The organism is Chelativorans salis, from assembly GCF_025336525.1.
In the GTDB taxonomy this organism is placed as follows: domain Bacteria; phylum Pseudomonadota; class Alphaproteobacteria; order Rhizobiales; family Rhizobiaceae; genus Chelativorans; species Chelativorans salis.
In genome coordinates, this window is the sequence record NZ_JAOCZP010000005.1 from 135,172 (window position 1) to 150,396 (window position 15,225).

A 15,225-nucleotide genomic window follows, 5' to 3' on the forward strand; every position below is an offset into this window, starting at 1 on the left:
AGACTGAGATGACTGGACTGAAACTTCTACCGGCCCTGGCCGCGCTAGGGCTCATGACCGCGCCTGCGGCATACGCCCAGGCCGACGACGAGCAACTGGTGCTTGGAGCTCGTCAGTTCCTGACGAACTTCCACCCGCTGGTCCAGGTCAACAATACCAAGAGGAACCTGATCAATTTCTCGCTGCGGCCGCTCACTGCATTCTACCTCGACGGCAACAACGTCTGCGTACTCTGCGAGGAACTGCCCACGGTGGAAAACGGCGGCGCAAAGATCGTCGAGAACGCCGACGGCAGCAAGGGCATGGAAGTGACCTTCAAGTTCAAGGAAGGTCTTTCCTGGGGCGATGGCACGCCAGTGACGAGCGACGACGTGGTCTTCACCTGGGAAATGGCGAACGACCCCAATATCGGCTTCTCCAACTACAACCCGTGGACCCGCGCTTCCGATGTCGAGGTGATCGACGAGCGCACCTTCGTCATCCATCTCCCTGAAGTGATGCAGAGCTACAATTCGTGGGACCAGGTCATTCCGGCCCATCTGGAACGCCCGATCTACGAAGCCAACAAGGACCTGGAGAGCTACACGCGCCAGACGCTCTATAATCGCGAGCCGGACAACCCGGGCCTTTGGAACGGCTCGTATGTCCTGAGCGACTATGCGGTCGGCCAGCGTGTGGGCTTCGGGGTCAATCCGCACTGGCCGGGCAAGACTCCGGACATCGAACGCATCGTGGTCAGCTACCGCGACAACTCGTCGGCGCTGCTTCAGGCTGTACTCGCCGACGAGATCGAGACCATCGTGGTCAGCCCCGGCGGCATCAGCTTCGAGCAGATGCTTGAGTTACGCAAGCAGCACCCGGATCGCTTTCAGTTCTTCGTGCGGGACGGCACCAATCTCGAACGCATCGCCGTCAATTTGGACAATCCGGCTCTCGCCGATCTCAAGGTGCGGCAGGCGCTGATGCATGGCATCGACCGCCAGGCGATCACTGACGCGCTGTTCGAAGGGCTGCAGGCTGCGGCGCACACCTTCGAGAGCCCGGTGAGCCCGTACTACAATCCCGACGTGCGCAAATACGAATTCGATCCGGAAAAGGCGAAACAATTGCTGGCGGAAGCGGACTGGACGCCGGGTCCTGACGGTATCTGTGTGAACGACAATGGCGATCGGCTCTCATTCGAGTTCGTGACCACGGCCGGCAATACGACGCGCGAGCAGCTTGCGCTGGTCATCCAGAGCCAGCTCAAGGACATTTGCGTCGAGACGCAGAACAAGTTCGTCGGGCTGCAGGAATATAATGGCGAGTACGCGCGCAAGAGAGGTTTCTCGGGCATGATCCTGTCTTCGATCCAGTTTTCGCCATCCACCTCGCCGCGCATCGCCCTTGGCTCCGACGCCATCCCGACCGAGGAAAACGCCTGGGTGGGCAACAATTTTTCCGGCTATGCCAGTGAGCACATGGACGAGGCGGTTGCTGGCTTCGAGCAGTCGCTCGAAGAGACCGAGAAGGCGAAGTATTCCGGCCAGGTGCAGGAGATATTCGCGGAGGACCTGCCCATGCTGCCGCTCTACTTCTACGCGGCGGCCTACGTGGCCATCCCGCAAGTTGGCAATTTCAACTCCACACCCTTCGACGTGAATGCGATCTGGGCCGAGGAATGGACGCTTAACTAGTTCCTCCCACGTCCCGCGAGGAATGGGGGCAGGCCGCGGGCCTGCCCATTTCAACCTCAGGAGCTTCGGGTCAATTGATGCGCATCGCCATTCTCGATGACTATCTAGAAATTTCGCAGCAGGTGGCCGACTGGTCTGCCGTAACGTCAAAAGCCGACGTCGTGGTCTTCAACCGCCCACTGGCGGTGCCCGACGAGGCCGCCGAGGCGCTGAAGGACTTCGATATCATCTGCACGCTGCGCGAGCGCATGCCCATCCCACGCCGTCTCATCGAACGCCTTCCGCGGCTCAAATACATTCTCGTGACTGGCAAACGGTACGACACCATCGACGTCGGAGCGGCCGCCGAGCACAGTGTCCTCGTCTCCAATACGAAGGTCGATGGCCGTGGCGGTGGTTCGGTCGCGGAGCTCGTTTGGGGCCTCATCCTGGGGCTTGCCCGCAACATCCCGCTCGAGGACCGGCTGATGCGGCAAGGCGGCTGGCAGCATTTCGCGGGCACCACCATCCGCAACAAGACGCTTGGCATCATCGGCCTCGGCGGGCTGGGGCGGCAGGTCGCGGACGGCGGCAAGTTTTTCGGGATGGACGTCGTCGCCTGGAGCCAGAACCTGACGCCAGAGCGGGCCGCCGAAGCCGGTGCGCGCTATGTCAGCAAGGACGAACTCTTTGCGACCAGCGATTTCGTTACGGTGCATGTCGCCTGGAGCGACCGCACCACCGGTTTGGTTGGCGCCCGCGAGTTCGGCCTCATGAAGCCCAGCGCCTACCTGATCAACACCGCGCGAGGCGCCATAGTGGACGAGGTAGCGCTGATCGATGCACTGAGACGCAGGACGATCGCCGGGGCGGCCCTCGATGTCTACCAGACCGAACCATTGCCGGCCGATCATCCGCTGCGCGGCCTCGACAACGTCATTCTCACACCTCATCTCGGTTACTTCACACGGGAAATGCTGGCGATCTATTACGGCGATGCGGTCGCCGCCATCGCTGCCTTCATGGACGGAACGCCGATTGGCGTGGTGAACGGGGCGGCACGGAATGGCAAGTGAGAGACTTGACCACCACCCCGGTCTCCTCCACCGCTTGCGTAAAGTAGGGCATCTGCGCCTGCTGACCCAGAGGCGATTCGGGCTCTATACCCTCGGGAACGGCATTTCGCTCACCGGATCCTGGATGCAGCGGATCGCGCTGATCTGGCTGGTGTGGGAAATGACGGGCTCGGGCTTCTGGCTGGGCATGCTCGCGACGGCGGACATGCTGCCCATCCTCGTGGTGGGGCCTTTGGCCGGCGCGGTGGCGGACCGGAAGGACCGGCTCAAACTGACGCGCTTGTGCCAATACGTTCTCGCCGGCATCGCCGCCCTTTTGGGTATCCTGCTGTTCTTCGACCTGCTCAACCTGCCCGTGCTCATGGCGCTTGCCGCGGCCAACGGTTCGATGATCGCGCTCAGCCAGCCTGCGCGCATGGCGCTGGTGCAAAGCCTGGTCTCCCGCGAAGACGTGGGTTCTGCAGTTGCCCTGAGTTCGGTCAACATCAATCTCGCGCGACTGACAGGGCCGGCAATCGCCGGCATCATGATCGTGCATTTCGACGTCGAACTGATATTCCTTGCCAACGCGCTTTTGACCATTTGCTTCGTCGCGTTGCTTGGGCTCATCCAAATCGATCCGCTACCTGTCCGGCAACCGGAAGGATCGGTGTTCACGCAGATACGCAGTGGTGTGATCTTTGCGTTCGGCGACCGGGGGATCCGGTTGCTGCTCCTCCTGCTTTTCCTGGGCGGTGCCGGGGTGCGTTCCGTACAGGAGCTGTTCCCCGCCTTCGCCGAGAACAATTTTGCATCGGCGGCGACCGGCCTCGCCTTTCTAACCTCGAGCATGGCCGTCGGGGCGATCGCGGCCGGGCTTACGTTCGGCGTCGACACCTCGCTCAACAGGCTCGTGCGGAAAGTGGCGACGTCATGGGCGCTCGGGGCCGCGGCGCTGGCAGCGCTCGTAGCAAGCGGTTCCGCAATGCTCGACACTGCATTGGCACTCATCATCGGGTTCTTCGTGACCCGCAGCGTGATCGGGACGCAGACATTCGTGCAGTTGCGGGCGCCCGACTCCATGCGCGGGAGAACGCTCAGCGTGCATGGTCTGATCTCGCGCGGCAGCCCGGCGCTGGGTGCACTGGGTACGGGCTGGGCGTTCGACCATGTGGGTCTTACTCTCCCTGTGCTTTTCGCTACGGGATTGGTGCTTCTTGCGGTCATCGCCGGCATACCGGCCATGCGCGCGCTGGGAAACCTTGAGCCGGGAGATGGCTAGCCCAGAGCTTGCACGAAGATGCCGGACTTGCGGCAGGCTTCCGCCACCAGCGTGTTCTCATCGGCGGCTCTGATAGGGATTAAAGGTCCGCTTCCTCGTGCGCGGCGTTACCGCAGAAGTCTACCCGCGAGCCGGTGTGAGACCGGTTTCTGCCTGCACATGGGGGCGACGGCAAATGCCTTGCTTTTCAATGATTTATGATACACCGCAGCCAGATCACATCATGAACGCCATGCACTAGGTTGACCAAATTGCACGGATTAAAAGGACTGCACGGGCCATGGCAACTATCGTTCGAACACGGGAAGGAAGCCATTGAATGCAGACTCCGTGCGTGATGCACCCTACGGTGGCGGTGAGACGGCCGGCCGCCACAAGCCGACGCCGGAGATACTGAAGATCTGCCCACGCACGAGGCGGGCAAGCTCGCGCCGCGCGATCGATGTGGAGCGTTGCGGACCGGTGGCGAGATAAAGCGTGCGCGTGACGTTGGGTTCGGCAATCGCAAAGGCCTCGAGCGCGCCTCGCGCGCCGTCGATCGTCGCCGCGGGAAGGATCGTGAAACCGAGACGCTCGCGCGTCAGCTCCAGCATCGTGTGGAGGGAATCGACCTCCATGACCACGTTGAGCTCCGCTGCACTGTCGGCTGCGAGCGTGTCTATCAGGCGCCTGAGTCCATGCGGTCGGCTCGGCAAGATCAGCGGCAGACGCGCCATCGCGCGGAAGGCAATCGGCTTCTTACCCGGCGAGCCGGGCATCCCGGGCGCGCCGATCAGCATCAATTCTTCCTCCACCAGGGGCTCGGCAATCATTGGCGCCTGACCGGGATCGGAGTAGAGCACGCCGACGTCGATGCGGCCGCTCGACAGCCATTCGAGCACGTTGCCGCTGAAGCCCTCGACGATCTGCAGCTTGACCGCCGGGAAATGCTGCTTGAACATCCGGGCGAGCGGCGCCGACAGGATGCGCCCCACCGTCGGCGGCAGGCCGACAACGGCCGAACCGGAGAGCCGGCTTGCGATCTCGGCGATATCGCGCGTGGTCGCCTGCAGCCGGTTCAGCACGTCCCGGCTCGATGCCAGCAGAAGATCACCAGCGGCCGTAAGCGTCACACCCCGGCCGTGGCGATGCATCAGCGGAACACCCAGTTCCTCCTCCAGCTTGGCGATCTGGCGCGAGAGAGCGGGCTGCGCGACCTGCAAGGCAATCGCCGCGCGCGAGAAGCTGCCGTTCTCTGCGACCCGCACGAAATAGTTCAGTTGCCGAAGCTCCATGGGTCGCACACCTGCAACGTTTAATATGCCAGATTGATATAATAGATATCGCAGTCGGCATAGAGCGCCGCTTTCCGGTTTGATCTAGAATCCCGCGGGCAACTCGGGAGGCAATGGCATGGCAAGCGGAACCGCAGATGGCGAGACGATCCGGCAAACCCGGCAGGCGGTCGCCGCGCTTTGCGCGCGTTTCTCCGGCGAATACTGGAGAAGGCTCGACCGCGAGCGCGCCTATCCGGCCGCATTCGTCCAGGCGATGACAGAGGGCGGCTTTCTCGGCGTCCTGATACCGGAGGCCTATGGCGGCGGCGGCCAGGGCCTGACGCTTGCGGCGAACATCCTGGAGGAGGTGCATGCACAGGGCTGCAACGCGGCCGCGCTCCACGCCCAGATGTACACGATGGGCACGCTGCTGCGCCACGGCAGCAGGGCGCAGAAAGAGAAGTGGCTGCCGAAAATCGCCTCGGGCGAGATGCGGCTGCAGGCCTTCGGCGTCACCGAGCCGACCGCAGGCACCGACACCACCTCGATCCGTACCTTCGCCGAAAGGCGCGGTGACAGCTACGTCGTCAACGGCCAGAAGGTCTGGACCTCGCGCGCCGAGCATTCCGACCTGATGATCCTGCTTGCCCGCACGACACCGAAGGAAAAGGTCGAAAAGAAGGGCGAAGGGCTCTCGGTCTTCCTCCTCGATATGAAGAAGGCGCTCGGCAAGGGGCTCATCATCAAGCCGATCCGCACGATGCTCAACCATGCGACGACGGAGATCTTTCTCAACGATCTCGAAATCCCCGCCGATAGCCTGATTGGTGAGGAAGGCAAGGGCTTCCGCTACATCCTTGACGGCATGAACGCCGAGCGCATCCTGATCGCCGCCGAATGCATCGGGGATGCCGTGTGGTTCATCAAAACCGCGAGTGCGTATGCGAAGGAGCGTGTCGTCTTCGGCCGGCCGATCGGCGTCAACCAAGGCGTGCAGTTTCCGATCGCGCGCGCCTACGCCGAGGCGGAAGCCGCCAAGCTGATGGTCTATCGGGCGGCGGAGCTGTTCGACCGGGGCGAGCCGTGCGGGCCGGAGGCGAACATGGCGAAGCTGCTGGCATCGGAAGCGTCCTGGAAGGCGGCCGACACCTGCCTGCAGACCCATGGCGGGTTCGGCTTCGCCGAGGAATATGACGTGGAGCGCAAGTTCCGTGAGACACGTCTTTACCAGGTGGCGCCGATCTCGACCAATCTTATCCTCTCCCATCTCGGCGAGCATGTGCTTGGCATGCCGCGGTCGTATTGAGGCGCAGCGATGCCAAGCTTTCCTCCCCTTTCCGGCCTTCTGGTCGTCGCCATCGAGCAGGCGGTGGCAGCACCCTTCTGCACCTGCAAGCTCGCCGATACTGGCGCGAGGGTGATCAAGGTCGAGCGTGCCGAGGGCGATTTCGCCCGCAACTACGACCGGTTCGCCGGCGGGCAGTCGTCCTATTTCGTCTGGCTCAACCGGGGCAAGGAGTCGATCGCCCTCGACCTTAAGGCGACCGAGGACCTCAAGCTCCTGAAATCGATGATCGCGCGGGCGGATGTTCTCGTGCAGAACATGGCGCCCGGAGCGCTCGACCGTCTGGGCCTCGGTGCCGAGACGCTTGGCCCCCTCAACCCGCGCCTCATCCAGTGCAACATCTCCGGCTTCGGCAATGACGGCCCCTATCGCGATAAGAAGGCCTACGATCTGCTGGTGCAGGCCGAAAGCGGGCTTGCCTCGGTGACCGGCTCGTCGGCCGAGCCCGCCCGCGTCGGCGTCTCTGTCTGCGACATCGGCACGGGCATGTATGCCCACGCGGCGATCCTAGAAGCGCTGATCCGCCGCCGGGCGACGGGCACAGGCGAGATCATCGACATCGCCATGTTCGACGCGATGGCGGACTGGATGGCGGTGCCGCTCCTGCAGGCGGAGGGCAGCGGAGAGAACCCGCCGCGCCTCGGCCTCAAGCACCCCTCCATCGCACCTTACGGTCTCTTCGGCTGCAAGGATGGCAACGAGGTGGTGATCGCGATCCAAAACGAGCGGGAGTGGCGAGCCTTCTGCCGTCTGGTGCTGGAAGACGAAAAGCTGGCCGACGATCCGCGCTTTCGCGATCCTTCGGCCCGCGTTGCCAACCGCGGGGAACTGGACGGACATATCGGGACCATCTTCCGAAGAATGGATCATGAGGCGGTCGCCGGCAGGCTGGAGGCGGCGCGCATCGCCTACGCAACGGTGAACACGCCGCTCGATCTTTGCCGGCACCCACACCTGCGCCGCATCGAGGTCGCCACACCAGGCGGACGGATCTCCTTTCCGGCGCCGCCTGCCGTCACGCGCGGGGAGAGCCGCAGCTTCGCTGCAGTGCCGGAACTGGACGCCCACGGGGTAGCCATCCGCGAGGAATTTGGCGGCAAGGCCTGACATTCGGCGGCGAAACGAAGGGAGGAGATGGAGATGACAAAGGACGGGACGCCGAATGGCGAGGATCCTCTTGCAGCGCTTACGGGCCTGACCAAAGCGGCTGCCGGCTTCGTGACGAACCTGCGTTTTTCCGATCTCGACGTGGCGACCTTGCGACTTTCGCGGCGCTGCGTGCTCGACGGCCTCGCGGTGGCGCTCGCCGGCTCCGAGCAGCCCGGCATGGCGCCGCTCGCCGCCTATATCGATAGCCTCGGCGGCGAGCCGCAGGCGAGAATGGTCGGTGATGCTTCCAAATGTATACCGGCCCATCTCGCCGCGCTTTGGAGCGGCACTGCGGGCCACGCGATGGACTGGGACGACACCCAGCTCGCCGAGGGCCCGGGGCGTCCCTACGGCCTTCTGATGCATCCGACCATGCCGCCGCTGGTCGCCGCGCTCACCATATCCGACCTTGTTGCGGGCGAGACAGGCAGGCCCGTCGACGGCAAACGGCTCATCACCGCCTTCGCTGCCGGCTTCGAGGTAGGCTGCAAGATCGCCGAGGCGATCAACCCCGACCACTACATACGCGGCTTCCACACTTCGGGCACGATCGGCACCTTCGCGGCGGCTGCGGCGGCGGCCAAGATGCTGGACCTCAACGAAGACGACGTGGCGCGGGCGCTGGGCATCGCTGCCTCCATGGCGTCCGGCATCCGTGCCGGCTTCGGGACGATGACCAAGCCGCTGCATGTCGGTCGGGCGGCGGAAAACGGGGTGACCGCTGCGCTTCTTGCGCGCCACGGCCTCTCGGCGAACACGGAAGCGCTCGACGGACGTTGGGGCTATCTCGCCATTGCCGGACCGGGCGGCGAGCCGGCCCTCGTCGTCAACCGCTTCGGCACCCCGCACACCATGGTGAGCCCCGGCGTCTCCATAAAACCCTACCCTTCCGGCGTTCTCATGCGGAACTCGAAAGCAAGTTCCGCGACTGCGCGGAGGGGCTTCTGGACGAGGAACGGGTAAAGGAGGTCCTCAATGCCGTCTGGTCGCTCGAAGAGATGCCTGATGCTGGGCGCCTGTTCGCACTTCTGGATTGGAAGAGCGCGCGCTGATCCGGGTTGTCAGGCGTCAGGTCTCCGTCGCCGTGCGCATTGTCCTGATCAGCGCCGATTTCTGCTCGAAGCCGATGCCCGGCGCTTGCGGAAGACCGACGTGGCCGTTCTCGACGCGGATATTGTCGGCAAAGCCGCCGAAGGGGGCGAAGACCTCCGGATATGATTCGTTGCCGCCGAGTTTCAGTCCTGCGGCGATATTGAGCGACAATTGATGCCCGCCATGCGGAACGCAGTTGCGGCTCGTAAAACCCTCCGCTTCGATCGCCTTCAGGATGCGCAAATATTCAACCAGCCCGTAGCTCAGCGCGCAGTCGAACTGCAGCCAGTCTCGGTCGGGCCGCATGCCGCCGTAGCGGGCGAGGTTGCGCGCATCTTGGTGTGAGAAGAGGTTCTCGCCTGTCGCCATCGGCCCCGGATAAACCTTGGAAAGCTCCGCCTGAAGCTGGAAGTCGAGCGGATCGCCCGCCTCCTCGTACCAGAAAAGGTTATACGGCTTCAGCGCCTCGGCGTAGGCGAGTGCAGTATGGAGATCGAAGCGGCCATTGGCGTCGACGGCGAGGTAGCGGCCCTCGCCCACCACGTCGAGCACCGCCTCGATGCGGCGCAGGTCCTCTTCGAGCGAGGCGCCGCCGATCTTCATCTTCACCACCTCGTAGCCCATGTCGCGGTAACGGCGCATCTCCTCCTGGAGTCGGGCGTCGTCCTTGCCGGGATAGTAGTAGCCGCCGGCGGCATAGACGAAGACGCTGTTGTCGTGGGTGCCGTCGCCACAGGTGTCGGCGAGGTGCTTGTAGAGCGGCTGGCCTGCGATCTTGGCCACCGCGTCCCAGACCGCCATGTCGACCACGCCGACGGCGACCGAGCGCTCGCCATGGCCGCCGGGCTTTTCGTTGGTCATCATCGTGGACCAGATGCGCGCGGGGTCGAGATTGTCGCCCGCCTCGTTGACAAGGCTCTCCGGATCGGCCTCGCGCAGGCGCGGCAGGAAGCGCTCGTTCAGGAGCCCGCTCGCCGCGTAGCGGCCATTGGAATTGAAGCCGTAGCCGACGACGGGCTTGCCGTCGCGCACCACATCGGTGACGACCGCCACCACACTCGCCGTCATCTTGGAAAAGTCGATGAAGGCGTTGCGGATCGGCGAGGAGATGGGGACGACGGCGTCGCGGATATCGATGATCTTCATGTGCGGGACCCTTTCGAACTGGCGGCGAATCTGACGAGAAGCGGCGGGGCGATGATATTGGTCAGGAAGGACCGCGTGAACTGGAAGCCGGCGACGATGGCCGAGGCAGCCCCCAGCGCCTTGGCCGAGGCGATCATCTCGCCGAGGCCGCCCGGCGCGAGAGCCAGCGCCAGCGTCGTCGGCGCAGCCTCCACGAAATGGCGCAGGATCGGCCCGAAACCGAACATCATGATGAGGATGAGGCCGCCGCTGCAGAGGATTGCGGCGAGCACGGCGCGGGGCATGCGCTCGAAATCCTCCTTCTTGAGCCGCGCGCCGAGCGAAAAGCCGATGAGGATTTGCGCAAGGATGATGAGCGCCGGCGGCATCTGCCGGATCGGCAAACCTAGGGAGACGATGATGATGCCGACCGCCATCGGCATGATGACCCAGGGGTTGAGGACCCCGAGCTTCGCCGTGACGGCGGACAGGACGAGCCCGCCGAAGACGCACATCAGGAGCGCGGTGTAGCTTGCATCTGCGCTTAACGAGGCGCCGGCAGCGCCGCGGTCGATGCCGAAGAGCAGCGGAACGCAGACGACGATCATCGCCACTCGAAGCGTGTGGACCACCACCACGATTTCCGCCTGCCCGCCCGTCTCACGCGCCAGCGAGGCCATCTCGGACATGCCGGCGGGCAACGTGGAAAGGAGCGCCGTCTTGCGGTCGACCCTAGCGATGCGCTGCAACGGGAAGGCGAGCGCCACGCCGAGCGCGTTGGCGACAACGGCGGCCGCCACCATGGGGGGCAAAAGGCCGAGAAGCTGGCTCAGAATATCGGGCGTTAAAATGGCAGCGGTTGCGGCGCCGATGAGAAGCTGACCGGCGCGGCGGATGTATTTCGTCTTTCCGCCAAGGCCGACTGTATTGGCGTAGATCGCGCTGCCCGCTATAGCGCCCAGGATCCAGGCGAGCGGCACGCCCAGGAGAAAGAAAACCCATCCCGCAAAGGCGGACGCACAAAGGCCGCCACCTAGCGCGAGAAGCGACCGGGCCATCATGAGAGATAGGCGCCGCCGTTGACGTGCAGCGTCTCGCCCGTGATGTAGCGGGCGGCGCTGCCGCAGAGATAGGCAACCGCCTCCGCCACCTCTTCCGGATAGCCCTTGCGGCCGACGAGGTTGGTGCGGGTATCGTGATGTTTCGGCGCTTTTCCGCGATTGGCCACACGCTGCGTCTCGATCAGCCCCGGCGAAACGCAGTTAACGTTGACGCCCTTGGGCGAAAGCTCGTACGCCATCGCCTTGGTGAGACCGACGATGCCGGCTTTGGCAGCAATGACGTGGGCGCGGTGGGCCGCACCCGTATGCCCCGTCAGGCCGCCGATGTTGACGATGGCCGCCTGGTCGCTCTCGTCAAGGTGCGGCAGGGCCGCCTGCGAGACCAGGAAGACGGCATCAAGCGCAATCCCCATCACCTTGCGCCACTCCTCATAGGCAAGCGTCTCGAAGGGAGATTCCGGGCGGATCGCAGCGTTGTTGACGACGATGTCCAGGCGTCCGAAGGCGGATGCTGCCTCCGCGACGACACGGCGCGCCGTCTCAGGGTCTGAAAGATCGCCGGAGACCAGCGCCGCCTTGCGGCCCATCGCTTCCACGGCGGCGGCGGTCTCCTGTCCCGCCGCCCGGTCGCTGGCGACGTGGACGGCGATGTCGGCACCCCGGCCGGCGAGTGTCACCGCGATTGCCCGGCCGAGGTTGCGTGAGGCGCCGGTGACGAGAGCCGTCCTGCCCTTCAGATCTTCAGTCGTCATGGCCAAGCTCCGCGATCAGTTCGTGTCCGCCCTGCATCGCGCCGATGCGATCGCAGAGAGCAAGCAGGGCGTCGGCACGCGCATGCCCGCCGAACGCGAGGTTGGCGCGGAATTTGGTATCGATCTCGTCACGCGTCAGCGGCTCCTCCACGCCGCCGCGCATATGCCCCTGTTCGGCCTCTTCCACCTGTCCGTCTCGATAGGCGATACGGACATGGCCAGTGTAGGCGGCGGGGTACGGGTTCTTCGGGTCGATCTCGAAATCGACCAGACCGGCGATGCGGATGAGTTCATCATCGGCGATCGCTGCCTCGGTAAAGTCGCCAAGGTCGGCGCGGCCGCGCACCAGGCCGAGCGCGACGCCGAAGGGTGTGGAGAATTTCGCCGCATAAGCCGTTGGCGGTCGGCGTCTCAGATCCAGCGGCTCCCACAGGCGATGGACGATGCCCTCGGCGGTCTTGCAGACGATCTTCTCGATACCCTCGAGCGGGATGCCGCGCGCTTTGAGCTTCATCGCGCAGTCGATATAGGGCTGGACCATCGTGCCGCAGGGATAGGGCTTGAAGGTGATGGTGTCCATGACGAAGGTCTGGCCGAGATCTTCGAAGAGTATGTCGGTCTTCGGCTCGATGGAGGGGGCGAAGGTCGTGAAGGCGCCGTGCGTGCCCTCGAAGACGGCGCGCGGACCGACGAAGCCGGCCTCGGCCATGGCATAGGCGCGTAACGCGGATTGCGCCGACCAGCCGGGGTGCATGCGCTTGGTCCAGCTCCCGTCGCCAAGATATTCGATGATGCCGGAGGCCATGCTGCCGGCAATGCCGAGAGCGTTAGCGATCACCTTCTCCTCCGCGCGGCAGGCGACGCAGATGCCAAAGGTTGCACCAAAGGTGCCAAGGACCGCCGTAGGGTGGAAGCCGGCCTTGTGCACCGCTTTGGGCAGGGTGAGGGCGAGACGGCAGAGCATCTCCGTGCCGGCGGCGATGCCCAGCATCAGGCGGTCGTTCGTCAGCTGATAGCGCTCAGCGGCGGCGATGAGCGCCGGCACCACGACGGCGCCGGAATGGACCGGACCGCCTTCGAAGGTATCGTCGAAGTCCTCGCCGTGGGCGGCGGTTCCGTTGACAAGGGCGGCACTCGACGCCGAGGCGCGCTGCACATGGCCGACGATCAGGTGATCGCCCGGTTCTGCCGCAGCCTTCACCGCCGCCACATAATCGGTCCCGCGCGCGGCTACGCACAGGCCGATGGTGTCGACAAGAATGTCCCTCGCCTTGGCCCTCGTCGCATCGGATAGAACCTCCCACGTGAGCATGGCGGCCCATTCGGCCAGCCTCTCGGAAACCGAGCGGACGTTGTCATTTTTCATCATTTTCATTCCCTGGCTTCGGAGCCTTGCGAAAAAGCCTCGACCCGGCGGCGGCGGGCGAGGTCGTAGATTCTCTTGCCGAGCGAGCCGGCGATGAACAGGACCGCCAGCGTGAGCAACCCCAGCGAGATACGGTCATTGACGAAGATCAGGAGATCGTCGCCAGAGAGCACCAGCGAGCGCCGGAAGCTGCTTTCCACCAGATAGCCAAGCACCAGCCCCAGCACCGTCGGCAGGAAGGGAAAACGCAGCATGCGCATGAAGAAGCCGACGGCGCCGGCGGCCATCATGATGCCGAGATCGAAGACCGAGTTGTGGATCGAATAGATGCCGGAAAGGATCAGCGCGAAGATGAAAGCGTTGAGATAGGGCCGCGGGCGGTTGACCAGCCAGATGCAGGCGGGCAGCAGGAGCATGCCCATGACGAGCATGCCGAAGGTTGCCGTGAACAGGCCGGCATAAAGCCCATGCACGATCTCGCCCGAGCGCTGGAAGAGCATCGGCCCCGGCACGATACCGTGGATGAGGAAGCCGCCGAGCAGGATGGCGGTGGAATTGGAACCGGGGATGCCGAAGGAAAGCAGGGGCACGAGCGCCGTCTCCGCCACCGTGTTGTTGGCGGTCTCCGGCGCGGCGATGCCCTCCGGCGATCCCTTGCCGAACTCCTCGGGGCGGCGCGACCAGCGCCGCGCCTCGTTGTAGGACATGAAGGAGGCGATGGTGCCGCCGGCGCCGGGCATTACGCCCTCGAACGTGCCGATGACGCTGCCGATCGACTGGGGAAACGCGAGGCGCCGGGCAAGCTTGAGATCGGGGAACCTGATGCGCGGTCGGGAGGTCACGCGCTCCGCCTCGCCGCGCCTTCCCGCCTGGACGAGGAGCTCGCTCATGGCGAAGAGGCCGACCATGATCATGACCGGCTCGATGCCGCTGAGGAGTTCCGAACTGCCGAAGGTGAAGCGCGTCCCGCCGGTGACGGGATCGGTGCCGATGGTGGCGACCATGAGGCCGAGGATTGCGGCGATGAAGCCCTTGACCAGGTTCTCTCCAGAAAGCGTGGCGATGACGGACAGGCCGAGCACGCCAAGGGCGAAATATGCGGGCGGCGTGAAGGCAAGTGCGACCCTGGAGAGCGGCCCAGACAAGAGGATGAGCATGGCGAGGCCGAAGAGACTGCCGAGCACGCCAGAATAGAGTGAGATGCCGAGTGCCAAGCCGGCCTTGCCCTGTCGGTTCATCTCGTAGCCGTCGATGACGGTGGCGGCGGCCGCGTTCGTTCCCGGCGTGCGGATCAGGATGGCGGGGACAGAGCCGCCATACTCAGCGCCGATATAGGTGGAGGCCAAGAGCACGATCGCGCTCATCGGCTCCATCGTGTAGGTGAAGGGCAGAAGCAGCGCCATGGTGATGGATGGCGAAATGCCGGGCAACGCGCCGCCCATGATTCCCCAGGTCACCCCCGCGAGCGCGGCGATTATGACCCCGAGGTCGAAGAGATAGGACGCCGACTGAACGAGCGTTTCCATCAATCAGAACTCCAGAATGCGGCGCGGCGGCCGGCAGGATTGGGATGCCGTCACACGCCGAGGCGGCCGAGAAGGCCGGAAGGCATGGATACGCCGAGGACCAGGGCGAAGATCGCCCACAAAGCGACAGCGCCGAGCGCCGCGATCGCCAGGAGCCGCGTTCCAAACCGGGCGCCGAGAAAGGTGGCGGCCGCGAGGATGAGCAGCGCCACCGACACGAGGTAGCCAAGCTTTTCGACGACGAAGAGATAGGCAGCACCGATCGCAAGGAGGCCGGCCGCCCAGGCGATCCGGCGCCCCTGCCCTTCCCATTCGCCGCGCAGCGCCTCGCGCCCGGCTGCCGGTGGGGGCCCGATTAGCCGGGAAAGGACCGCCTGTGCCGTCAGGATCAGTCCGAGGCTCAGCAGCAGCCATCCATAGATGCGCGGCATGCCGCTGGGGCCGAGGCTATCGTCAAGCGCACTGACGCGCAGCTGGTAGGCGAAATAGAGGTAGACGGCACCGATGACGACCGCCGCCAATCCACCGACGAGATCACGTGAGATCATGAGCCTCCTCGTG

At 64.5% G+C, this 15,225-nt stretch carries 13 protein-coding genes; 6 read left to right on the forward strand and 7 right to left on the reverse strand.

Translation table 11 applies throughout. The features are described from left to right. Positions 1–8 precede the first annotated feature (8 nt). The 3 genes from N5A92_RS17055 to N5A92_RS17065 all read left to right on the forward strand — a co-directional run bounded on the left by N5A92_RS17055 (position 9) and on the right by N5A92_RS17065 (position 3,992). Positions 9–1,676, forward strand: coding sequence for a peptide ABC transporter substrate-binding protein (locus N5A92_RS17055; protein WP_260904906.1), 1,668 nt, complete (start codon positions 9–11; stop codon positions 1,674–1,676). A 77-nt stretch (positions 1,677–1,753) separates the two neighbouring features. Continuing rightward, entirely contained in the window at positions 1,754–2,731 is a 978-nt protein-coding gene (locus N5A92_RS17060) for a D-2-hydroxyacid dehydrogenase family protein (RefSeq protein ID WP_260904908.1), read from the forward strand. Next, the gene (locus tag N5A92_RS17065; RefSeq protein WP_260904910.1) at positions 2,721–3,992 is read left to right on the forward strand and encodes an MFS transporter; all 1,272 of its coding nucleotides are present in this window, start codon (positions 2,721–2,723) and stop codon (positions 3,990–3,992) included. Before N5A92_RS17060 ends, N5A92_RS17065 begins: the two co-directional genes overlap by 11 nt. Before the next feature lie 344 nt (positions 3,993–4,336). Here N5A92_RS17065 and N5A92_RS17070 read toward each other — a convergent pair whose 3' ends face one another. Next, positions 4,337–5,266 (reverse strand): LysR family transcriptional regulator, encoded by a 930-nt coding sequence (locus tag N5A92_RS17070; RefSeq protein WP_260904912.1) that lies wholly within the window; start codon positions 5,264–5,266, stop codon positions 4,337–4,339. 118 nt (positions 5,267–5,384) lie between these two features. Between N5A92_RS17070 and N5A92_RS17075 the strand changes: the two genes are divergently transcribed. Genes N5A92_RS17075 through N5A92_RS17085 form a run of 3 tightly spaced genes read left to right on the forward strand, consistent with a single transcriptional unit; the run spans position 5,385 to position 8,705 of the window. Next, entirely contained in the window at positions 5,385–6,554 is a 1,170-nt protein-coding gene (locus N5A92_RS17075; RefSeq protein ID WP_260904914.1) for an acyl-CoA dehydrogenase family protein, read from the forward strand. 9 nt (positions 6,555–6,563) lie between these two features. Continuing rightward, positions 6,564–7,700, forward strand: coding sequence for a CaiB/BaiF CoA transferase family protein (locus N5A92_RS17080; RefSeq protein WP_260904915.1), 1,137 nt, complete (start codon positions 6,564–6,566; stop codon positions 7,698–7,700). A gap of 33 nt (positions 7,701–7,733) precedes the next feature. Continuing rightward, on the forward strand, positions 7,734–8,705 hold the full coding sequence (locus tag N5A92_RS17085; RefSeq protein ID WP_260904917.1) for an MmgE/PrpD family protein: 972 nt from the start codon (positions 7,734–7,736) through the stop codon (positions 8,703–8,705). Positions 8,706–8,810: 105 nt separating this feature from the next. Here the strand turns inward: N5A92_RS17085 and N5A92_RS17090 are convergent, their stop codons facing one another. Genes N5A92_RS17090 through N5A92_RS17115 form a run of 6 tightly spaced genes read right to left on the reverse strand, consistent with a single transcriptional unit; the run spans position 8,811 to position 15,212 of the window. Continuing rightward, a complete protein-coding gene (locus N5A92_RS17090; RefSeq protein ID WP_260904919.1) occupies positions 8,811–9,980 on the reverse strand; it encodes a mandelate racemase/muconate lactonizing enzyme family protein in 1,170 nt (389 codons plus the stop codon). Continuing rightward, positions 9,977–11,020 (reverse strand): AbrB family transcriptional regulator, encoded by a 1,044-nt coding sequence (locus N5A92_RS17095; RefSeq protein WP_260904920.1) that lies wholly within the window; start codon positions 11,018–11,020, stop codon positions 9,977–9,979. The genes N5A92_RS17090 and N5A92_RS17095 overlap by 4 nt, the downstream gene beginning before the upstream one ends. Beyond that, on the reverse strand, positions 11,017–11,772 hold the full coding sequence (locus tag N5A92_RS17100; protein WP_260904921.1) for an SDR family NAD(P)-dependent oxidoreductase: 756 nt from the start codon (positions 11,770–11,772) through the stop codon (positions 11,017–11,019). Before N5A92_RS17100 ends, N5A92_RS17095 begins: the two co-directional genes overlap by 4 nt. Next, positions 11,762–13,138, reverse strand: a complete 1,377-nt coding sequence (locus N5A92_RS17105) for an MmgE/PrpD family protein (RefSeq protein WP_260904922.1) — start codon at positions 13,136–13,138, stop codon at positions 11,762–11,764. Before N5A92_RS17105 ends, N5A92_RS17100 begins: the two co-directional genes overlap by 11 nt. 5 nt (positions 13,139–13,143) lie before the next feature. Then, complete coding sequence (locus N5A92_RS17110) at positions 13,144–14,664, reverse strand: tripartite tricarboxylate transporter permease (protein WP_260904923.1); 1,521 nt, start codon at positions 14,662–14,664, stop codon at positions 13,144–13,146. A 50-nt stretch (positions 14,665–14,714) separates the two neighbouring features. Further along, complete coding sequence (locus tag N5A92_RS17115; RefSeq protein ID WP_260904925.1) at positions 14,715–15,212, reverse strand: tripartite tricarboxylate transporter TctB family protein; 498 nt, start codon at positions 15,210–15,212, stop codon at positions 14,715–14,717. Positions 15,213–15,225 lie beyond the last annotated feature (13 nt).